The 21671-nt window shown below is 72.6% G+C and carries 16 protein-coding genes and 1 pseudogene; 9 read left to right on the forward strand and 8 right to left on the reverse strand.

The genetic code is table 11. The annotated features are described in order from the left end of the window. The first annotated feature begins 155 nt into the window (after nt 1-155). The 5 genes from OHO27_RS36300 (at nt 156) to OHO27_RS36320 (ending at nt 6452) form a co-directional block, all read left to right on the forward strand. Complete coding sequence (locus tag OHO27_RS36300; protein ID WP_328429165.1) at nt 156-881, forward strand: hypothetical protein; 726 nt, start codon at nt 156-158, stop codon at nt 879-881. Beyond that, nucleotides 878-1423, forward strand: a complete 546-nt coding sequence (locus tag OHO27_RS36305) for a SixA phosphatase family protein (protein ID WP_328429166.1) — start codon at nt 878-880, stop codon at nt 1421-1423. The genes OHO27_RS36300 and OHO27_RS36305 overlap by 4 nt, the downstream gene beginning before the upstream one ends. 109 nt (nt 1424-1532) lie before the next feature. Next, complete coding sequence (locus tag OHO27_RS36310) at nt 1533-2159, forward strand: YigZ family protein (RefSeq protein WP_328429167.1); 627 nt, start codon at nt 1533-1535, stop codon at nt 2157-2159. Nucleotides 2160-2295: 136 nt separating this feature from the next. Next, nucleotides 2296-3459 (forward strand): exonuclease SbcCD subunit D, encoded by a 1164-nt coding sequence (locus OHO27_RS36315; protein WP_328429168.1) that lies wholly within the window; start codon nt 2296-2298, stop codon nt 3457-3459. Further along, entirely contained in the window at nt 3456-6452 is a 2997-nt protein-coding gene (locus OHO27_RS36320) for an SMC family ATPase (RefSeq protein ID WP_328429169.1), read from the forward strand. Before OHO27_RS36315 ends, OHO27_RS36320 begins: the two co-directional genes overlap by 4 nt. Before the next feature lie 36 nt (nt 6453-6488). On the opposite strand, the gene OHO27_RS36325 is transcribed toward OHO27_RS36320, so the two are convergent. After that, nucleotides 6489-6935: an Lrp/AsnC family transcriptional regulator gene (locus tag OHO27_RS36325; protein WP_328429170.1), complete on the reverse strand. Its 447-nt coding sequence runs from the start codon at nt 6933-6935 to the stop codon at nt 6489-6491. Nucleotides 6936-7029: 94 nt separating this feature from the next. Here OHO27_RS36325 and OHO27_RS36330 point away from each other — a divergent pair, with 94 nt between their 5' ends. The 3 genes from OHO27_RS36330 (at nt 7030) to OHO27_RS36340 (ending at nt 8988) form a co-directional block, all read left to right on the forward strand. Further along, nucleotides 7030-7518 carry a rhodanese-like domain-containing protein gene (locus OHO27_RS36330; protein WP_328429171.1) on the forward strand — a complete coding sequence of 163 codons (489 nt, stop codon included), beginning with the start codon at nt 7030-7032 and terminating at the stop codon, nt 7516-7518. A gap of 57 nt (nt 7519-7575) precedes the next feature. Next, complete coding sequence (locus OHO27_RS36335) at nt 7576-8091, forward strand: immunity 21 family protein (RefSeq protein WP_328429172.1); 516 nt, start codon at nt 7576-7578, stop codon at nt 8089-8091. A 63-nt stretch (nt 8092-8154) separates the two neighbouring features. Then, the gene (locus OHO27_RS36340; RefSeq protein ID WP_328429173.1) at nt 8155-8988 is read left to right on the forward strand and encodes an SDR family oxidoreductase; all 834 of its coding nucleotides are present in this window, start codon (nt 8155-8157) and stop codon (nt 8986-8988) included. Nucleotides 8989-9126: 138 nt separating this feature from the next. On the opposite strand, the gene OHO27_RS36345 is transcribed toward OHO27_RS36340, so the two are convergent. After that, nucleotides 9127-10815, reverse strand: coding sequence for a DUF885 domain-containing protein (locus OHO27_RS36345; RefSeq protein WP_328429174.1), 1689 nt, complete (start codon nt 10813-10815; stop codon nt 9127-9129). A gap of 64 nt (nt 10816-10879) precedes the next feature. Beyond that, entirely contained in the window at nt 10880-11386 is a 507-nt protein-coding gene (locus OHO27_RS36350; RefSeq protein ID WP_328429175.1) for an Lrp/AsnC family transcriptional regulator, read from the reverse strand. Nucleotides 11387-11504: 118 nt separating this feature from the next. Between OHO27_RS36350 and OHO27_RS36355 the strand changes: the two are divergent. Further along, a pseudogene (locus OHO27_RS36355) lies at nt 11505-12658 on the forward strand (trans-sulfuration enzyme family protein); the annotation flags it as partial. 89 nt (nt 12659-12747) lie between these two features. Here the strand turns inward: OHO27_RS36355 and OHO27_RS36360 are convergent. The 5 genes from OHO27_RS36360 to pdxR all read right to left on the reverse strand — a co-directional run bounded on the left by OHO27_RS36360 (nt 12748) and on the right by pdxR (nt 21587). Beyond that, a complete protein-coding gene (locus OHO27_RS36360; protein WP_328429176.1) occupies nt 12748-14106 on the reverse strand; it encodes a GNAT family N-acetyltransferase in 1359 nt (452 codons plus the stop codon). 96 nt (nt 14107-14202) lie between these two features. Next, nucleotides 14203-16914 carry a DUF7824 domain-containing protein gene (locus tag OHO27_RS36365; RefSeq protein WP_328429177.1) on the reverse strand — a complete coding sequence of 904 codons (2712 nt, stop codon included), beginning with the start codon at nt 16912-16914 and terminating at the stop codon, nt 14203-14205. Further along, nucleotides 16911-18320 (reverse strand): SWIM zinc finger family protein, encoded by a 1410-nt coding sequence (locus OHO27_RS36370; protein ID WP_328429178.1) that lies wholly within the window; start codon nt 18318-18320, stop codon nt 16911-16913. Before OHO27_RS36370 ends, OHO27_RS36365 begins: the two co-directional genes overlap by 4 nt. Before the next feature lie 145 nt (nt 18321-18465). Further along, complete coding sequence (locus OHO27_RS36375) at nt 18466-20040, reverse strand: alkaline phosphatase D family protein (protein WP_328429179.1); 1575 nt, start codon at nt 20038-20040, stop codon at nt 18466-18468. A gap of 131 nt (nt 20041-20171) precedes the next feature. Next, complete coding sequence (gene pdxR / locus OHO27_RS36380) at nt 20172-21587, reverse strand: MocR-like pyridoxine biosynthesis transcription factor PdxR (protein ID WP_328429180.1); 1416 nt, start codon at nt 21585-21587, stop codon at nt 20172-20174. Nucleotides 21588-21671: the final 84 nt, after the last annotated feature.

Raw genomic sequence — 21671 nt, forward strand, 5'->3', positions numbered from 1 at the left:
GGCGATGCCTGGGTACGACAGACTCCTCGCGCGCGTGAATGGGCCCTACGGCCATGGATGACCAGCGAACTCCCGGCAGACCCGACGCCCGCCACGCTGACCGGAAAGCGGGCCGAATGGCTGCGGACGACCGCGCGTGCGCCTACGCTCGCTCCGTGCTGCGCATCATCGACGCCCGAACCGGCAAGCCCGTCGACGCCGCGCCCGCCCGCCGCGGCCTGACCCGCATCGAGGCGCATACGGAGGGCTTCGACGTCACCGCCCTGCGGGTGCTGCTGGTCGCCGACCTCCTCGTCCGCGCCCTGGAGCTCGGCGGTACGCCGGTCTGGTCGCTGCTCGACGAGGAGAGGCAGCAGGCGGAGCTCCGGGCGGGCGCCGCGGCGCTCGGCATCCGGCCCTTCGAGGACGGCCGGGACGCGGCCTCGGGAGGCCTGGGCGAAGCGCAGGTGATCCACGTCGTGCGCGAAGGAGGTACCGCGGAGCCCGACGGCGTACGGGTCGCCGTCTCGCCCGTGCACTCGGAGGCACCCCCCGAGGAGGGCGACCCCGCCGCCCTGCGCCTCGCACTGCTCTCCCATCGCAGAAGCGTGCCCGTTCGACTCGACGTGGCCGCGCCGGCCGAGGCCCACGACACACTCGTCCGCTGGCGTCGTGCCGTCGCGGGCTGGGCGCAGCGGCCGTCACGGCCCATCCCCGACGAGGTGCGCACAGAACTGCGTACCGCCTGGGAGGACGACCTCGACGTACCCGGCGTGCTCGGAGTCCTGCGGTGGGTGGAGACCGCGCCGGAGCTGTCGGACGGCGCCCGCTTCGAGACGTACGTCTACGCCGACCGGCTCCTCGGCCTCGACCTCGCGCGCGACCTGGGAAACCCGGCGTGACCGCGCGCCTGGGAGCGGGTCCGCTGCGCCGCCTGGTCGTCCTGCGGCATGCCAAGTCCGCCTGGCCGGACGGGGTCGCCGACCACGGACGCCCGCTCGCCCCACGCGGCCGGCGCGACGCCCCGGTCGCAGGCCGGATGCTCGCCGAGGCCGACTGCCTGCCGGACCTCGCCCTGTGCTCGACCGCCGTACGCGCCCGTGCGACCTGGGAACTGGCCGCCTCCCAGTGGGGCACGCCGCCACTGGTGCGTCACGACCCGCGGCTGTACGCGGCCGACGTGCCCGACCTGCTGGCGGTCGTGCACGAGGTGTCTGCCGAGGTCGAGACGCTGCTGCTGGTCGGGCACAATCCCGGCCTGGAGGAACTCATCCTCGACCTCGCGGGCGACGACCTAGACAATGCGCTCGACGAGGTCCGTACGAAGTTCCCGACGTCGGCGATCGCCGTACTGGCCTGGCACGGCACTAGATGGCGGGCTCTCACGCCGGGCACGGCCTTGCTGACGGGGGTGATGGTGGCGCGGGGCAAGAAGACGACGTGAACCGATGACCGGCGGTGGCTTCGGCTCAGGGCTTCGGGCCTCGGGCCTCGGGCTTCGGGCCTCGGGACGCGGGTCGGGGGTCGGGGGAAGGTCGGCATAGGCTGGACGGATGCCGGACGAGTACCGCACAGTCGCCCACGCGGGCGTGCACGAGACCGAGGTCAACCGCTCACGCTTCATCTGTGCGCTCGCCCCGGCGGCCACCGAGCAGGAGGCCCAGGACTTCATCGCCGGCATCCGCAAGGAGCACGCGGACGCCACCCACAACTGCTGGGCCTACGTCATCGGCGCCGACGCCGCGATCCAGAAAGCCGGCGACGACGGCGAACCGGGCGGCACGGCCGGCGTCCCCATGCTCCAGATGCTGCTGCGCCGCGACATGCGGTACGTCGTCGCCGTGGTCACCCGCTACTACGGCGGCGTGAAGCTCGGCGCGGGCGGGCTCATCCGGGCCTACGGCGGTGCCGTGGGGGAGGCGATGGACGAACTCGGCACGCTCACCCGCCGCCGCTTCCGGCTGGCCACGGTGACCGTCGACCACCAGCGCGCGGGCAAGGTGGAGAACGACCTCAGGTCGACCGGGCGAGAGGTCCGGGACGTGCGGTACGGCGAGGCGGTGACGATCGAGATCGGTCTGCCGGACGCCGACGTGGAGGCGTTCCGGGCGTGGCTGGCGGACGCGACGGCAGGGGCGGCGGGGTTCGAGCTCGGGGGAGAGGCGTACGGGGACGCGTGAGGAGCTGGGCTGAGCGGCACCGGGCCGGACATGGTGGGTGAAATGTCCGTAACAGGCGTATGGCGTCCCTGTCATGACGGGGCGATACGGGAGTAACCGCCCGTGCTGTCAGACCCGGCCGTTAGTCTCGGGGATCATGAGGCTGCTGCACACTTCCGACTGGCATCTCGGCAGGGCGTTCCACCGGGTGAGCATGCTCGGGGCCCAGGCCGAGTTCATCGGTCACCTCGTCACGACCGTGCGTGAGCGCGGTGTGGACGCGGTGGTCGTGTCGGGAGACGTGTACGACCGGGCGGTGCCGCCGCTCGCCGCGGTCGAGCTGTTCGACGACGCCCTGCACCGGCTCGCCGACCTCGGTGTGCCGACGGTGATGATCTCGGGGAATCACGATTCGGCACGTCGGCTCGGTGTGGGCGCGGGGCTGATCGGTCGCGCGGGTGTCCATCTGCGGACCGAGCCGGCGGCGTGCGGGACGCCGGTCGTGCTGCGGGACGACTTCGGCGATGTGGCCTTCTATGGGCTGCCGTATCTCGAACCCGCCCTGGTGAGGGACGAGTTCGGCGTCGACAAGCCCGGACACGAGGCCGTGCTCGCCGCCGCCATGGACCGGGTGCGCGCGGACCTCGCCGCACGCGCGCGTGGCACGCGGTCGGTCGTCCTCGCGCACGCTTTCGTGACCGGGGGCGAGGCCAGCGACAGTGAGCGGGACATCACCGTCGGCGGGGTGGCCGCGGTGCCCGCGGGGGTCTTCGACGGAGTCGACTACGTGGCGCTGGGTCACCTGCACGGCTGCCAGACCATCACGGAGCGCGTCCGCTACTCGGGCTCGCCGCTGCCGTACTCCTTCTCCGAGGCCGATCACCGCAAGAGCATGTGGCTCGTCGACCTGGACCCCGACGGAGCGGTCACCGCCGAGCGGGTCGAGTGCCCGGTGCCGCGTGCGCTGGCCAGGATCCGCGGGACGCTTGAGGACCTGCTGGCCGACCCTGCGCTCACGCGGTGCGAGGAGGCCTGGATCGAGGCGACGCTCACGGATGCGGTGCGCCCGGCCGACCCCATGGCCCGCCTCGCCGAGCGCTTCCCGCACACGCTCAGTCTCGTCTTCGACCCCGAGCGGGCGCCCGACGATCCCGAGGTGTCCTATGCGCAGCGGCTCGCGGGCAGGAGCGATCAGGAGATCGCGCAGGACTTCGTGGCGCATGTGCGCGGGGCCGGGCCGGACGAGCACGAACAGGGCGTGCTGAGGGACGCGTTCGACGCGGTGCGGGCCGACGAGGTTGTGCGGGAGGTGGCGCGGTGAGGCTCCATCGCCTCGACGTGACGGCCTTCGGACCGTTCGGCGGTTCGCAGACCGTCGACTTCGACGCGCTGTCCCTGGCCGGCCTCTTCCTGCTGCACGGACCGACCGGCGCCGGCAAGACCTCCGTCCTGGACGCCCTATGCTATGCGCTCTACGGCTCCGTGCCGGGTGCCCGCCAGAGCGGCCAGGGCATGGCCCTGCGCAGCGATCACGCCGCGGCCGGCACCCGCACGGAGGTCCGGCTCGAACTCACCGTCGCCGGACGCCGGTTGGAGGTCACCCGGCAGCCGCCCTGGGAGCGCCCGAAGAAGCGCGGCTCGGGCACGACGGTCGACAAGGCCCAGACCTGGCTGCGTGAGTACGACGTGCGGCCCGGGACCTGGAAGGACCTCAGCCGCTCGCACCAGGAGATCGGCGAGGAGATCACCCAGCTGCTCGGCATGAGCCGTGAGCAGTTCTGCCAGGTCGTGCTGTTGCCCCAGGGCGACTTCGCGCGCTTCCTGCGGGCCGACGCAGAGGCGCGCGGCAAGCTGCTGGGCCGCCTTTTCGACACGCACCGCTTCGCCGAGGTCGAGAAGCGCCTCGCCGAGCGCCGACGGGCGGCCGAGGCCCGGGTGCGGGACGGCGACGCCGCGTTGCTGGCCGACGCCCACCGGATGCAGCAGGCGGCGGGCAACGCCATGCAGTTGCCGGCCGACCTCGCACCGGGCGAGCCAGGCCTGGCCGAGGCCATCCTCGGTGCTGCCGCCATCGCCCGCAGCACCGCCCGCGAGCAGCTGAGCATCGCCCACTGCCGCCTCCTGGCCGCCGAGTCCGCCCAGACAGCCGCCGAGCTCGCCCTGGCCGACGTACGCGAAGTGGCCCGGCTGCAGCGGCGGTTCACCGAGGCACGGGAGCGGGCCGCGCTGCTGGAGGAGCGCGCCGACGGCTACCGGCAGGCGCAGGCCCGGATGGAGCGGTCCCGCAAGGCGGAGGCCGTGGCACCCGCGCTGGAGCTGCGTGACGCCGCCGAGGCGGAGCACCGGCGGGCGGCGGCGGCCGAAGCCCGCGCGCGTGGACTGTTGCCGGAGACCTTCGCGGGGGCAGGCGCCGCCGGGCTCGCGGTCGCCGCGCGCCGGGCCGCCGAGGAACTCGGCGGACTGGAGTCTGCGCGTCGCGGTGAACAGCGACTGGCCGAACTCGTCGACGAGCGCGACGAGCTGGACCGTCAGGAACGGGCCGACGAGGGCCTGCTGCAGGACGCCGAAGAATGGCTCGCCGGGTGGGAGGAGAGCCGCGCCGCACTCCAGGCCCGCATCGACACCGCCCAGGACGCCGCGACCCGGGCCGAGCAGCTCGCCGTGCAGCGTGAACCCGCGCAGCAGCGGCTCGCTGCCGCGCGGCTGCGTGACCAGCTCGCCGGTGACACGGACGCGGCCGCCGAACAAGCCCGGCTCGCCCAGGAACAGGTGCTCGAGGCGAAGGCGCACTGGCTCGACGTCAAGGAACAGCGCCTGAACGGCATCGCCGCCGAACTGGCCGCCCAGCTGCAGGACGGCGCACCCTGCGCGGTCTGCGGGGCCACCGACCACCCAGCCCCAGCCCGCAAGGATGCCGGGCACGTGGACCGGGAGGCGGAGGAGCGCGCGCTGACCGCCTACCAGCAGGCGGAGGAACGGCACAGCGAGAGGGAACAGCGGCTGGGTGTCGTACGCGAGGCGCTGGCCGCCGCCACCGCCGAGGCCGGCGACTCGCCGACCGACCGGCTCGCCACGCACTGCGAGGAGCTGGAGCGTCTGTGGGCGCAGGCCCGCAGGGAGGCGTCCGCGCTGCATCCGGCCCACGAGGAGCTGCGCCGGGCCGAGGCGGAGTACGAGCAGCGGACCGCCGACCGGCACCGGGCTGCGGTCGGAGTCGCGTCCCGGGTGGGCCACCGCGAGCGGCTGGACCGTGAACGGGCCACTCTGGAGGGGGAGTTGGCGCAGGCCCGCGGCACCGCCGCCAGCGTGGCCGCGCGAGCCGCCCAACTGGAGCGGCAGGCCGAGCTGCTCACCGACGCCGCCGACACCGCGCGCGCCGCCGAGGACATCGCCCAACGGCTCAAGGACGCCGACGCCCGCCTGGCCGACGCCGCCTTCCGCGCGGGCTTCGACACCCCGCACGCCGCGGCCGCCGCGCTCCTCGACGACGCCGCCCACCGCGACCTCCAACATCGGCTCGACGCCTGGCAGTCCGAAGAGTCCGCCGTACGCGCCGTCCTCGCCGAGACCGACACCTCAGTCGCCGCCCAACAGCCGCCGGCCGAGGTGGGGTCCGCGGAGCGGGCCGCTGCCGCAGCGGTCCAGCGGGCCCGCGACGCCGCCTCCGCGCGCGACGCCGCCGCCCGGCGCTGCACCGAGCTCGACCGGCTGTCCACGCGCGCGACCGCCGCCGTGCGCCAACTCGCCCCGCTGCGCCAGGAGTACGACCGCGTGGCCCGCCTCGCCACGCTCACCGCCGGAACCTCGTCGGACAACGAACGCAAGATGCGCCTGGAGTCGTACGTCCTGGCGGCCCGCCTCGAACAGGTCGCCGCCGCCGCGACCGTACGGCTGCAACGCATGTCGTCCGGCCGCTACACCCTCGTCCACTCCGACGACCGCGCCGGGCGTGGCCGCAGCGGGCTCGGGCTGCATGTCGTCGACGCCTGGACCGGGCGGGAGCGGGACACGGCGACGCTGTCGGGAGGCGAGACGTTCTTCGCCTCTCTCGCCCTCGCTCTCGGCCTCGCGGACGTCGTGACCGACGAGGCCGGCGGGGTGCGCCTGGACACGCTCTTCATCGACGAGGGCTTCGGCAGCCTCGACGACCAGACCCTCGACGAGGTGCTCGACGTGCTCGACTCCCTGCGCGAGCGCGACCGCAGCGTCGGGATCGTCAGCCATGTCGCGGATCTGCGGCGGCGGATCCATGCGCAGTTGGAGGTCGTGAAGGGGAGATCGGGATCAGTGCTGCGGCAACGGGGCGTCGGGTGACGCCAGTTGCCCAGGGGCGACCCGGCAGGGATGACGTCAGTGGCCCAGCGGGCGGCGGGGCAGAGGGGAGGAGTAGACGACGCTGGTCGTCACCGAGCCCAGTGTGCCGATCTTGCCGGACACCTCCTCCAGATGCCGCATCGAACGGGCCGTGACCTTGATGACGAAACAGTCGTCACCGGTGACGTGATGGGCCTCCAGGATCTCGGGCGTCGCGGCGACCAGGTCGTGGAACGGCTTGTAGTTGCCGTTGGGGTACCGGAGGCGGACGAAGGCCAGGATCGGCAGGCCCAGCCGCTCGGGGTCCACCACGGCGGCGTAGCCCTGGATGACGCCCGCCTCCTCCAGCCGCCGCACCCGCTCGGTGACCGCACTCGCGGACATGGACACGGCCCTGGCGAGCTCGGCGAAACTGGCGCGGCCGTCGCGCTGGAGGACGTCGAGGATGCGCCAGTCGGTGGCGTCCGGGGAATACGTGGTCATGGGCGAGGAATAGCAGGGCATTCCCCGGCGCATCAAGAGGAGTGGAGGGGATTTCCTCTTCAGGGCGCGGATCGCCGGTCGTAGATTTCCGGTCATGACGACTACGACTACGACTACGCCCAACGCTGTCCTGCGCGTCGCGCCCGCCACGCCTGCCGAGGCCGCCGCCCACTTCCGTGCGAGCCTCGTCTTCCACGCCGATGTGTCCGACGTCGCCGCCGCGCTCGCGGCCGACGCCGACCCCGGCTTCGTCGTCCTGGACTCCCGTTCCACCGAGTCCTGGGACCAGGGCCACATCCCCGGCTCGATCCACCTCCCCACCGCGCTGATCCCCGAGCAGGCGGAGCAGCTCCTCGACAGGTCCGTGCCTGTCGTGACGTACTGCTGGGGTCCCGGCTGCAACGGCGCGACCCGGGCCGCCCTGGCCCTTGCCGAACTCGGCTACCAGGTGAAGGAGATGCTCGGCGGATTCGAGTACTGGGCGCGTGAGGGCTTCGAGTACGAGACCTGGCAGGGGCGAGAGCGCCGGGAGGCCGACCCGCTGACCGCACCGCGCGCGGGTGCCGATGACTGCGGCTGCTGAAGCGGGAGTTGGGCACGGTGATCGGAGCGCAACGCGGTGCGTGTAGGTTCTGCTGCCATGGTGCGATACGCGGAACCGGGCGTGGTGGAGTGGGTGGAGTCGGGCGGCGGCCCGCTGATAGCGGTGCCGGAGACGGTGCTGCCGTTCTGGGCGGGCGCCGACGGCGACGAGACGGTCTCCGACTACGACCGGGCCTGCGAGATCGAAGGCTTCGTCGGACTCCTGCCCGTGGGAGACAGCGCGGCACTGGTGCTCGGCGACGAGCCCGCCTCGACCACCTACCTGCGCGACCAGGGCATCTTCGTGCGCTGGTGCGCGGCCGACTCCGAGGCGGAACTGCTGGCCCGGGTTCCGGACGCGCTCGCCACGGCGGTCTGGGGACACGAGGTGCGCTGGAACGTGCCGGGGACCGTGGTCCTGTTCGACTCGGCTTGGCCGGGGCGGGAGACGGAACGCACCGAGCATCTGCGCGTGGCCCTCGAACCGGGCGCTTACGCCGTCCGGGCCGCCCAGGTGCAACCCGGACCGGAGATCTGGCTGGGGCTCGTCCAACTGCGACGGCTGCCGCACTGACGACGTGTAGGTGCGTGAATAACCAGGTGCGCGGCACCCGGCCGGTCGCCATCATGATCTGCCATGCCCCGGCTTCCGCACCCCACCCCTGAAGACCTGCGCCGTGACCCACTGCCCCTGCGCGGCCGGACCGCTCTGGTCACGGGGGCCGGCAGACGCGCCGGCATCGGCCACGCGGTGGCGCGGCGGCTCGCCGCCTACGGGGCGAGTGTCTATCTGCACCACCACGTGCCGCACGACGCCGCCATGCCCTGGGGCGCCGACAGCCCGGACGACGTCGTCGCCTCTGTGCGCGAGGCGCTCGGCGACCCCGAGGCCCAGGCTCTCGCGGGACCCGGTGACCTCTCCGACCCGGACGCGCCCGCCGAGCTGATCGCCACGGCCGCCGCGGCACTGGGCGGACGGCTCGACATCCTGATCGCCAACCACGCCGTCAGCGGCTCCGACGGCACCCTCGACGAGATCGACGCCGCGATGCTCGACACGCACTGGGCGGTCGACACCCGTGCGGTACTGCTTCTCGTCCAGGCCCACGCCCGGCTGAGGCCGCCCGGTCCCGGCGGTCGCGTCGTGATGATGACCTCCGGGCAGGACATCGCGGGCGGCATGCCCGGGGAGATCGCCTACGCCCTTCAGAAGGGCGCCCTGGCCTCGATCACCCGCTCGCTGTCGACCACGCTCGCCGGGCAGGGCATCACGGTGAACACCGTCAACCCCGGCCCCGTCGACACGGACTACCTGACCGGCGATGCGTACGAGGCCGTGGCCGCCGGCTTCCCCGCCGGACGGTGGGGCATGCCCGACGACCCCGCCCGCCTCATCGCCTGGCTGGCGACGGACGAGGCGGGCTGGATCACCGGTGAGGTCATCAACTCCGAGGGCGGATTCGGGCGTTGAGGTGACGATGCCGGGGCCGAGGGTGACGATGCCGGCGCCCGCAGCAGGCCTTGGTCTCCGCAGCAGACGTCGACCACCGCGGCAGACGTCGACCACCGCGGCAGGCGCCGGCGTCCGCGGCAGGCGCCGGCGTCCGCCTCAGAGCCGGGCCAGCTCGTCCACCAGGTCGTCCAGGCCCAGGGAACCCTGGGACAGGGCCGCCATGTGCCACGCCTTGAGGTCGAACGCGTCGCCGTGCCGCTCGCGTGCCTTCTCGCGGCCCAGCAGCCACGCCCGCTCGCCCAGCTTGTAGCCGATGGCCTGGCCCGGAATCGTCAGATAACGGGTTAGCTCGCTCTCCACGAATTCCGCGGGACGGCTGCTGTGCGCGCCGAAGAACTCCTGGGCGAGCTCCGGGGTCCAGCGCTCGCCCGGGTGGAACGGGGAGTCGGCCGGGATCTCCAGCTCCAGGTGCATGCCGATGTCGACGATGACCCGCGCGGCCCGCATCATCTGGGCGTCGAGGTATCCGAGCCGGTGCTCCGGGTCCGTGAGGAAGCCGAGCTCGTCCATGAGCCGCTCCGCGTACAGCGCCCAGCCCTCCGCGTTGGCGCTGACCCCGCCGATGGTGGCCTGGTAGCGGGAGAGGTTCCCGGCGACGTACGTCCACTGCGCGAGCTGGAGGTGATGGCCCGGCACGCCCTCGTGGTACCAGGTCGAGACCAGGTCGTAGACCGGGAAGCGGGTCTGCCCCATCGTCGGCAGCCAGGTGCGGCCCGGCCGAGAGAAGTCCTCGGAGGGGGCCGTGTAGTACGGGGCCGCGGCACCGCCGGGCGGGGCGATGCACGACTCCACCTTGCGTACCGGCCCGGCGAGTTCGAAGTGCGTGCCGTCGAGCTTCTCGATCGCCTCGTCCATCAGGCCCTGGAGCCAGTCGCGGACCTCGTCGACACCCTCGATGTGATGGCCGTGCTCGTCGAGGTGCGCCAGCGCCACCCATGGGGTCGCGGCGCCGGGAAGGATCTTCTCCGCCTCCTTCTTCATCTCGCCGAGCAGCCGGTGGTACTCGGCCCAGCCGTACGCGTACGCCTCGTCCAGGTCGAGGTCGATGCCGTTGAAGTAGCGAGCCCAGCGTGCGTACCGCTCGCGGCCCACCGTGTTCGGGGCGCCCTCGACCGCCGGCGCGTACACGTCGCGCATCCAGTCCCGCAGCTCCACCACGGCGGCCGTCGCCCCGCGGGCGGCCTCGTCCAGCTCCGCGCGCAGTGAATCGGGCCCGGCCGACACGAAGTCCTCGAACCAGCCACGCCCTTCGCCCGTGTCGGACCACTCCGTGAGCTGGCCGACGAACGTGGCGGTCGGGCGCGGTGCCGCGTAAAGCTTGCGCTCCAGGCCCAGGGCGAGGGACTCGCGGTAGCCCGCGTACGCGGTAGGCACCGCGCGCAGCCGCTCGGCGATCGCCGCCCAGTCCTCGTCGGTCTGGTTCGGGGTGACGGTGAAGATCTCGCGCACCGAGTGCGCGGGCGTGGCCATGTTGCCGACCGCGCGCAGGCCTTCGTCGGTCTCGTACACGGCGAGTTCCGCAGTGAGCCGCTCGCGCAGCAGGCGCGCACACCGGCGCTCGATGTCACCGTCCGCGCCGGGCAGCCGCTCGGCCTCGTCGAGCCGGGCGAGCGTGGCCCGCGCGAGGTCCGCGAGCGCCTCCTGGCCCGCGGGTGAGAGGTCGGGAAGCTTGCTCGAACTCTCCTGCACGCCAAGGTACGTACCGGTCACCGGGTCGAGGGCGATGAGCTCGTCGACATACGCGTCGGCGACCTCACGGGGCAGCGGGCTGTTGGTCTCAGACATGCGGTCCATCCTCATACGGCGACCGGCGCCGCGTCAGCCCGCTTTCACCGGCGCTTGTCCCACATCAGCCCGATTTCGCTGAGGGCGTGTTCTCCGGCGTCTCGTGTGGCAGAAGCGGGCCGCAGTCCCACTGCTGGAAGATCAACCGCGTCTCCACCCGCGCCACTTCGCGCCGGGACGTGAACTCGTCCAGCACCAGCCGCTGCAGATCCGCCATGTCCGCGACCGCGACATGGACCAGATAGTCGTCCGGCCCGGTCAGATGGAAGACGGTCAGCGACTCCGGCATCGCCCGGATCCGTTCCACGAACGGCCCCACCAGTTCCCGGCGGTGCGGCCTGACCTGCACGGACAGCAGCGCCTGAAGCCCTCGCCCCAGCTTGGCCGGGTCCAGTCTGAGCTGATGGCCGAGGATCACGCCCGAACGGCGCAGCCGCGTCACCCGGTCCAGGCACGTCGACGGAGCGACCCCGACCTGCGTGGCGAGGTCGCGATAGGTGGTCCGGGCGTCGTTCTGCAGGAGCCGCAGCAGATGCAGATCGACCGGATCCAGTACGACAGATTCGGCCATTGGTCGAACGTAGCACGGTCCTTCACCACTGAACCCCGCCCGCTGTTCAGTCTTCCGCTGTTCGGCCTTCAGCCCATGGCTGCCCATGGACCCAGCGAGCAGGGAGGCATACGACCTTATGCACGGGTATGACGACGTACGGTCCGCACCGAGAGCACTCGCCACCGAGGCCGTGCACGCCGGCCGCGACGACCTCGCCCGGCAGGGCCTGCACGCTCCACCGATCGACCTGTCCACCACCTACCCCTCCTACGACAGCCGCGCCGAGGCCGCCCGCATCGACGCCTTCGCCGCCACCGGCGCCGAGCCGGACGGCCCGCCCGTCTACGGCCGCCTGGGCAACCCGACCGTCGCCCGCTTCGAAACCGCCCTCGCCCGGCTGGAGGGCACCGAGGCCTCGGTCGCCTTCGCCAGCGGGATGGCGGCACTGAGCGCCATTCTGCTCGCTCGCGCGTCGATGGGTCTGCGCCACGTCGTCGCCGTACGCCCCTGTACGGCTGCAGCGATCATCTGCTCACGGCCGGAGTGCTGGGCTCGGAGGTGACCTGGACCGACCCAGCCGGAATCACGGAGGCGCTGCGTCCGGACACCGGCCTGGTGATGGTCGAGTCCCCGGCGAACCCCACGCTCGCCGAGGTGGACCTGCGGGCGGTGGTCCACGCCTGCGGCTCCGTGCCGCTGCTCGCGGACAACACGTTCGCCACGCCGGTGCTCCAGCGCCCCGCGGAACGGGGGGCGCGGCTCGTGCTGCACAGCGCCACCAAGTACCTCGGCGGGCACGGAGACGTGATGGCGGGCGTGGTGGCCTGCGACGAGGAGTTCGCCGGGCGGCTGCGGCAGATACGGTTCGCCACGGGCGGCGTCCTGCATCCGCTGGCCGGCTATCTGCTGCTGCGGGGCCTGTCGACCCTCCCGGTGCGGGTACGGGCCGCCTCGGCGAGCGCAGCCGAACTCGCCCGCCGCCTCGCCGACGACCCGCGCGTCGCCCGCGTCCACTATCCGCGCATCGGCGGCGCCATGATCGCCTTCGAGGTCCACGGCGACCCGCACGAGGTCATCGCCGGTGTCCGCCTGATCACCCCCGCCGTGAGCCTCGGCAGCGTCGACACCCTCATCCAGCACCCGGCGTCCATCAGCCACCGCATCGTCGACGCGGAAGACCGACGCGACGCCGGGGTGAGTGACCGGCTGCTGCGGATGTCGGTGGGGCTGGAGGACGTAGAGGACCTGTGGGCTGATCTGAACGCGGCGCTGGGGCGGCCCCGCGCCCCCACAGGGACGCGGGGCCGCAACGACATGCGGCTCCGCCGCGGGGCGCGACCGGCCACAGTGAACCGGCCGTCGCCGGCCGCCAGTAGCCCCTACGACGCTTCGGGGTGCCCCCACTCACCCGAACTCGACAGGCGTCCCACAACCCCCACGGCCCCCTCCGGCTCAACAGGCGGAGCCAACCGCGCCGTGATCACCAGGGTCCCCTCCTCGATCTGATAGTCGAGGGGGAGACCCAGGGCGCGCATCGCGGCGACCATGCCGGTGTTGGACGACTGCGTCACGGCGTACACGCTCCCGCAGCCCGCCTCGACCGCCATACCCACCAGCCTGCGCAGCAACTCGCTGCCGATGCCGCGCCGCTGCCAGGCGTCCTCGACGAGCAGCGCGACCTCCGTCTCGTCGCCGTCCCACAACAGGTGACCCAGCCCGACTACGCGGCCCGACGCGGTCTGCACGGCGAGCGTACGACCGAAGCGGGGGCTGAGCAGGTGGTTCAGATAGCGGTCCGCGTCACCGACCGGCCCGTGGTACCGCATCCCGAGTGTCCGCTTCGAGCACCGCTCGTGCATCTCCTTCGCGGCCCGGACGTCACCGGTGTCCGCCCGGCGCACGGTGATGTCGTTGCCCTCGGGCAGCGTCAGCACGTCCTGGCTGCCCGGCACACGCGGGCCGAGCCGGGCGTCCAGTTCCACGAGGGCCCGTGCCCGCGCGAACTCGGTCGGCGTGAACGGCAGATACGGCCGCTCCACGGTGATCACTCCGCCTTCCGGCGCCCGCAGCCGCATCACGGTGTCATCGAGCGCACCCTCCACCGGGACCGGTTCGGGTCCCCTGGCGCCCACGGCAGGCACTGCGGGCAGGGAGCGGATGGTGCACCGCCCGAGCAACTGCCGCAGCGTCAAAGGCAGTTCGGCGGCGTCCAGGGCGGTACGGGTGGCAAGGCCCAGCACCCGCGTCGGCGCGTCCACCAGGTCGTGGGCGTCGGCCCGCTCGATCCAGGTACCGGAACCGCCGGCCTCGGAGACCGCGCGGGTGATGTCGGACGCCGTGAGAGCGCCGGGTGCACGGAGCAGCAACTCGTCCACCGTGCCCTCGGCCAGCGGATGTGTCTGGAGGCTCAGTATGTCCACCCGCAGCCCGGCGAGGGCCGTGCACAACGCGGCCAGCGACCCCGGCTCGTCCTGCACCGTGGTCCGCATCCGCCAGAGGGCGCCTTCATCGGACACCGTCGCGGACGTCTCCGGCGAACGGTCCGACTGCCCGGCCTGTGCGTCGGAGCGCGGCCGGGCACCGGTATCGCCCGTCGGAGGCGCGTGACCGTGGCGGCGTGACCACCATGAGTGGAACCCCGCCGTGAGGAGTTCGGTGACCTGGACGACGTTCCTCCGCCAGGGGTGGACAGGACGTCCGGACTTCGCACGCGTCACATCAGATATGTCTCGACTCATGCACCCACTGTGAAGGAACGGTGTTGCGTGATCACGAACGCTTTGTGACCGGGCGGTAAAGAACCTTTTGTATTGATTTTTACCTTTCTCGTCGGGTCAGGCGGCCGCCAACGCACTACGCAGGCGCCGGGCCTGTGCCACGAGCCGGGACGAGCCACGGCGGTCCGCCGCCCGCGCCAGGTGCGGCAGTTCATCGCGTGCCCCCGTTCGCTCGGCGCACTCCGCGGCGATGGCAAGGAGATCCGCGAGGCCGCGTGGGGGCGCGGTCGCCCCACTGGTAGCGCCGCCGGTAGCCCGACCGGTAGCGCCGCCGGCCGCTGCACCGGTACCTCCATCTGCTGCGAGGTCCGCGAGCAGGACGGGCAGGGTGTGTCGGAGCATTCCCCAGATGGTGGCGTTCGCCCCCGTGGCCGCCGCTGTGCGCGCCGACTCCACGAGCCGCGACGGCTTCACGGCCCCGCGTCGCACCAACTGCCCCAGATCCGCGCCCATCCTGGCCGCGTCGAGCTGCCCGCCGGCCGCCAGCACCAACAGGGCGTCCACGGCGGCGAGCCGGTCCTCCGGGTGCCGCGCACCGAGCCCGTACGCCACGGCCAAGTGCACCGCATCACCGGCCTCGCCGCCCGATTCGGCCAGTCGCGGCAGGACCGCCGCGTCGCCCCGGGTGTCGTCGACGGCGACTGCCGACAGTTCGCGCAGCATTCTGACCGCCACCAGCTCACGCTGCTCGGGCAGCAGGGCCAGCCAGTGCCCGCGCATGCCGTCGCCCCAGTGCCAGCAGTGCCAGTGATCCCGGGCGAAGCTCACCGGCCGTCCCAACGGACGGAATCCGGCAGGGAAGTCACCTTGAAACTCGGCGATCTCCCCGGATGCGACGAGTATGCGGTCCCCTGACGTCTGCCGGTGGAACACGGGCACGGTCGGAGCCCCGGTTGTCAGCCACCCGGCGAGACGCGTCCCCTCCGCCGTGCCCAGCGCCGCCGCCCGCTCCGCGGCCGCCTCGGCCGACGCACGGTCACCGCGCCGGACCCGCAGCAGCGCCTGCGCGAAGTCGGCCTCCGACACCCTTGCGCCGAGCCGCCGGTACGCGTCGAGGCGCGCCACCAGTTCGTCCGGCTCCAACAGGCCCGTGCCCCAGGTGGGCGTGGACAGCAGGAACGGCAGAGGCTCGGTGCGGATCCGGTACGCCACCTCCCAGATGCGGGCCTCGAAGGCCCGGGCGAGCGGGCTGTGGCCGCAGTCACTGGTGACGGTCCCACGCTGGACGGCCTTGTGGAGCGTGGCCGTGAGCACCTTCCCGCGCAGCGTCGCCAGCAGGAGTTCGAGGCCGTGCGCCGCGTTGATCAGACCGTGGTGCCTGGTGAAGTAGTCGTCCGCGCTGTACGCGTACGCCTGCTCCCGGCCGTCCCACCAGCGCCGTGCGACGACGGGGTCCAGCGCCTCCAGCAGCCCGTCCCGGTCGTGGTACGCGTGACGTACGAGCCCGTCGAGGGCTCGCTCGAATGCCGCCACGTCACCATCGGACGCGAGCAAGGCACCTACTTCTTCGGTCAGTTCCTCCGCGGACTCGGGCGCGGGCGCGAGTCGCACCGGCTCCGGTGCGGGCGGCAGCACCTCCTCGTAGGGCGCCGGCTCCGACATCTCGGAGGACGCCTGCAGACTCTGGGCGGCACGCATCCGGAGCGTGGGAATCAACTGTGCGGCGGCGGAGGCGAGTTCCTCGTGTGTCTCGTCCAGGCCAACTTTGCCCGCATGCCGCTCCACCAGCTTCAGCGCCCGCTCCTGTACGTCCGAGTCCTCGTGGCCGAAGGCCTGGGCAGCGGCGCGCAGCAGCTCATCGGCGGCGGAAGCGTCGCGGACGAGAACCTTGCCCAACAGAACCAGCTGGGCGCGCACGAGCTTCTTCTCGGGGCGGAAGAGGACCGCGCCCGACATCTCGGCGAGTTGACGGGTGGTCAGTTCTCTGTCCAGGGCGAGCGAGGCCAGCACCGACTGGGCGTGCGCGGCCACGACGGACGCGGCGTCGGCAGCCAGGGCCAGCCACTCGGCCGTGTGCTCCCGCTCCTCGTCCCGGGTCAGAGCAAGGGCGCGGAGCATGCGCAGGAACACCCGGTGGTCGGCGGCCGGACCGCCCCGCAGCAGCCGGGCCAGGCACGCGTCGACCGTGGCCTTCCGGTCCAGGACGCCTTCGGTGGTGAGCGTCGCCAGCGCCTCGGTCCAGCTGTTCGGACCCTCGTCCGCGGTCCATGCCAGACGGCTGCCGATGTCGTTCGTCTCGAAGAGCGCGGCCGTGAGCTGCGCGAGGTGCGGGTCTTTGCGCAGCCGGTCCAGGACCGTGTCACCGCGCTGCCAGCCATGGCCGATGTGCTCCACCCACCCGTGGACATAGGCCTCCGTCGTCGGCACCGGACAGCCGGAGAGCCGTACCAGGCCCGCCATCAGCTCGTACGGCACACGCGAGCTGGTCGGCCGCTCGGCCACTCGGTGCGCCACGTCGCCGAGCCAGCCGGGGGATCGGTCGCCCAGGAGGTCGATCAGCACCGCCGGCGGAGCGGGCCACCAGCGCATGTCGGAGGCCGCGAGCCAGCTCGCCACGCCGGCCGCACCGGTCTGGCACGCGGTCCCCGCGGCATGCAGGGTGGGATAGGCGCTGCGGGCCTGCGCGGTCCACTGATCCGCCCTCAGCTCCTTGCGTAGTGTCTTCAACTCCGGGAAGAACGAACGTCGTTCGGCATCGGTCATCCCGTCCAGCAGGCTCACCACCTCGGCCGTCCGTCCGGCCCGTACCGCTTCCATCAGTGAACTCATCGCGCACCCCCGTCGACTCGTGCCATGTCCCGCTCCACAGCGGTGATTCCTCGCCGCACCATCCGCACCGCCAGCGCGTGCTTGCACGGCCCGCGCCCGCCCCGGTACTTCGCCCACCACAGGCAACTGCAGCTGAGCACGCCCGCCTCGTCCCGCACCCGGTGCACATGTCCGTCCTCGGCCGTCACTGTCCCGACGGCGCCGTCCAGCGCGACCGCGCCCGCCGCCACCAGCGCCCGCGCCGAACGCAGCCGCGGGTTGTGGCGCTCCACGCGCTCGGCGTCGTACGGCAGCTCCCGGTGGAAATAAGCAGCCTCCGCCGTGTCGTATCCGACCCGCCCCGATGTGCCCAGGCGGACCAGCGCCGCCCGGACGCGCTCGGGTGTGAGTCCCGAGGCGGCGGCCAGGTCGGCCACGTCGACACGGGGTTCCCACGCGAGGAGCACCGCGATCAGCTCCGCGTCCTCGGCGGCCTCGTCCGCCGCGAGGGCATCCAGGACACCGCCCTCGCCGGAGAAGCCGCGCGAGGCGTCCGGTGACAGCGTCAGTGTCAGCCGCATGCCCGGCAGGACCACCTCCCAGGCACTGGCCGTCGCGGCGGCGCCGCCCGCGACCGACGGGCCGTACACCCGCAGGGCCGTGGCATGCCTCAGCACCCGCTGGAGCGCGATCAGCCGCTCCGGGCCGGGCAGACACACCGCTCCGGGCACCGCGCGCGTGGTCGGCCGCAACCCGCTGCCCGAAGGCACCACCCATCGGGCGCCGATCGAGGCGCCACGCGCCCCACCGCGGGGCAGCGCCCGCAGGAACCGCACGGCCTCCGCCGCCGGCAGCTCGGCCCGCAGGTCGAAGCCGGCCGCTACCACCTGGGCCTCCGCGAAGCCCCGCAGCCAGCGGTCGGGGAGCGGCACCTTCTTCTCCACGACCGGCCCGTCCAGCATGGTCACCGCCAACTCCTCCGGGCCGACCCGCAGATGGAGCGGATCGTCCGCGCCGATCCTCGACAGGGCCTCGCGCAAGGGGTTGTTGACGTCGACGTTCGTCGTGCCGTGCCCCACCTCGTCGCCGTCCAGGCCGGCTTCCAGCACGTCCAGGCGCGCGTACACCCCGCAGCAGCCGGAGAAGGACTCGAAGCGCAGCCGGTCGCCGTTCCCCGTCACCACCGGGTCGAGGGAGGCACGCAGCTGCCGCTGGTAGTACCGCGCGGCCGCCACGTCGGCCACCGCGAGCAGCCCGGCCGAGGCCACCTGAGGGGACGTCAGAAAGCCCGCGAAGAACCGCGGATGGTCCTCGACGCCCGAGGGCGTCGCACCTCGTGAGGTCTCGAGCCCCAGGTGCTGTCCGTCCGCAGTGGACTCCAGCACGGAGGGTCGGCAGTAGGCCACGGCCTGCAAAGATCGCGTCATGGAAAGACCGTAGAGGCGACCACTGACAATCGGTCCTGACCTGCTAAGACACGCTCTGGGGTGGGGAGTACGACCGTGCCGCGCCCCGGGGGATGACACCGGTGCGCGGCACGGATCAAAGGCTAAGGCCTCCCGGCCACGGGAGTTACTGACCGACCCGGCCCGGCTGCAGGACCTGCGTGAACAGCACGGTGCCGTCGGACTCGCGCAGCCGCACCGTCAGCTCGCCGCTGCCGCCGTCGATGTCGACCTCGCCGAAGAACTGGTAGCCCCCGGCGGGCGAGACGTTCGCGGTCGTCGGCGCCTTGATGAACACCCGGTCCGGACCGAAGGTGTTGTCCAGGGTGTTCGCCGGGAACGCGCCCGCGTTGAGCGGGCCGGAGACGAACTCCCAGAACGGTTCGAAGTCGGTGAACGAGGCCCGCGAGGGCTGGTAGTGCTGGGCCGAGGTGTAGTGCACGTCGGCGGTCAGCCACACGGTGCCGGTGATCCTGCGGTGCTTGATGAACCGCAGCAGCTCGGCGATCTGCAGCTCCCGCCCCAGCGGAGCCCCGGGGTCGCCCTGAGCGACGGCCTCGATGTTCGGCTTGCCGTCACCGGTGTCCGGCACCACCAGGCCCAGCGGCATGTCGGAGGCGATCACCTTCCACACCGCCCGGGAGCGGGCCAGCTCGCGCTTGAGCCACTGCAGCTGCTCGGCACCGAGGATGCCCTGCGCGTCGGTGGCCTGGTCGTCGGTCGAGTTGGCGTTGCGGTAGGTGCGCATGTCCAGCACGAACACGTCCAGCAGCGGACCGTGGTTGATGACCCGGTACACACGGCCGTCGGGGCGGCGCAGCGTGGCGATGGGGAAGTACTCCGAGAACGCCTGCCGGGCACGTGTGGCCAGGACGTCGACGTTCTTCTCGGTGTAGCGGGAGTCGGCGAGGATCTCGCCGGGATACCAGTTGTTGGTGACCTCGTGGTCGTCCCACTGGATGATGGACGGCACCTGGGCGTTGAAACGCTTGAGGTTGTCGTCGAGCAGGTTGTAGCGGAAGTTGCCGCGGAACTCGGCCAGGGTCTCGGCGACCTTGGACTTCTCCTCGGTGGTGATGTTCCGCCAGGTGCTGCCGTCGGGCAGGGTGACCGACGCCGTGATCGGGCCGTCGGCGTAGACGTTGTCGCCGCTGCAGAGGAAGAAGTCCGGGTCCAGCGCGGCCATCGCGTTGTAGATCCGGTAGCCGCCGAAGTCCGGGTTGATGCCCCAGCCCTGCCCGGCGAGGTCTCCCGACCACACAAAGCGCACTCCGTCGCGCCGCCGAGCGGAGGCCGTACGGAACGTGCCGGTGACAGGCTCCCCGGTGCGGCGCGGGTCGTCGGGGTCGGCGAGCAGCACGCGGTAGTGGATCTGCTCGCCGGACGGCAGGCCGCGCAGCCGGGTCGTTCCGGTGAAGTCCGTGCCCGCGCCGAGCAGCGGTCCGTGCCATCTGTGCGGTTTGCGGAACGCCTCGGTCGCGGACGTCTCGACGATCATCCGGGCCGGCCGGTCGGACCGCACCCACACCAGCCCCGAGTCGCAGGTCACGTCGCCCGTCTGTACGCCCCAGCCCGCCTTGGGCCGGCCCGACAGGGCGAACGCCGGTGCCGAGCCGAGCGCAGTGGGCAGGGTGAGCGCCGCCGAAGCGGCGAGCGAGCCGCGCAGAACGCTGCGGCGGCCCGGGGACGGACGGTGTGACATGGGGGCCTCCAGGGGTGGGATCCGGCCAGTGTGCATTGCCACAACTACTGGTGCGCCGCAGCGCACACGGAAACCACAAGTGAACAACTGACCGCATGGGCAGGGGAACCGGTGCGCCGAAGCGGCACCGATCAGCGCGGACCCGCGCCGACGGCCTCGGCCATGAGCCGTACGCCCGCCCGGATCCGCGCCGGCGCCAGGTGCGCGTACCCCAGGACCAGCCGCACACCTGCACGCCCGCCTTCCCCGGCACGCGTGTGTGTGTAGTCCGTCAGAGGACGCACCGCCACCCCGGCCGCGGCCACGCGCGCGAGGAACCGCTCCTGGGGCCCGTACTGGTCCGGCAGCGCTGCGATGACGTGCAGGCCCGCGGCGATCCCGGACACCTCCGCGCCCGGGAAGTGGTCCTCCAGGACGGATACGAGCGTGTTGCGGCGCTCCCGGTACGCGCGCTGGCACCGGCGCAGCTGGCGGTCGTAGTCGCCGCGCTCCACGAACCGGGCGAACAGCGCCTGATCGAGGGTGGGATGACCGAGGTCCATGGTCCGTTTCCGCTCGACGACATCCTCGGCCAGCACCTCGGGCACGAGCAGCCAGCCGAGCCGGAGCCCCGGTGCGAGGGACTTGCTGACCGACCCCGCATACGCGACGCGCTCGGGGTCCAGCCCCTGGAGTGCGCCGACAGGCGCACGGTCGTACCGGAAGTCGCCGTCGTAGTCGTCCTCCAGGACGAATCCGTCGACGGACCGCGCCCAGTCGAGCAACTCGGCACGGCGACGCGCGGAGTAGGCGATGCCGGTGGGGAACTGGTGGGCCGGCGTCGTGACGACGGACCGTACACCCGACTCCCGCAACGGGCCGAGGGCGAGCCCTTCGTCGTCCAGCGGCAGCGGCACGGTGGTCACCCCCGCTGCCGCGTACAGGGCGTCGTGCTGCGGGCTCCCGGGGTTCTCCACGCCCACTTCGCGTATCCCGCGCGCGTGCAGCACGAACCCGAGCAGCGTCGTCGCCTGCGCCACCCCGGAGACGACCACGATGCGCTCGGGGTCCGCTACGACGCCCCGGCGCCGCGCCAGCAGCCCGGCCAGCGCCGTACGCAGCCCGGGCAGCCCGCGCGGGTCGGGATAGCCGAGCTCGTGATGGGGCAGTTCGGCCAGCACCCCGCGCTGTGCGGCGGCCCACGCGGCGCGCGGGAACAGCGACATGTCCGGCGTCCCGGGTACGAAGTCGGCGTGGACCCCGGTGGCGCGTGGAGCGAGATCACGCGCGCGTGGCCGGGCGGCCCGAACGGCACTGCCCACCCAGGTCCCGGCCCCCCGTCCGCTGCGCAGATACCCCTCCGCCGTCAGCTGCTCGTACGCCTCGGTGATCAGCCCGCGCGACACGCCGAGGTCGGCCGCGAGATCCCGGCTCGACGGCAGCCGAGTATCCGGCGCCATTCGCCCCGACCGCACCGCCTCACGCAGCGCCGCCTGCAGCGAACGCCCACGCGCGCGTGCCGGCGCCGAAGCGGCGGGCAGCAGCAACTCCCACGTGGCGGAGCCCATATGAGGCTGCGGGCCACCCGAGGCCTGCGTCGCAGGGCCCGGCGCCCGCCCGCCGGGGCCGCTCACCCGGCCTGCCGCAGCGGA

This window comes from Streptomyces sp. NBC_00443 (genome assembly GCF_036014175.1).
GTDB lineage: Bacteria > Actinomycetota > Actinomycetes > Streptomycetales > Streptomycetaceae > Streptomyces.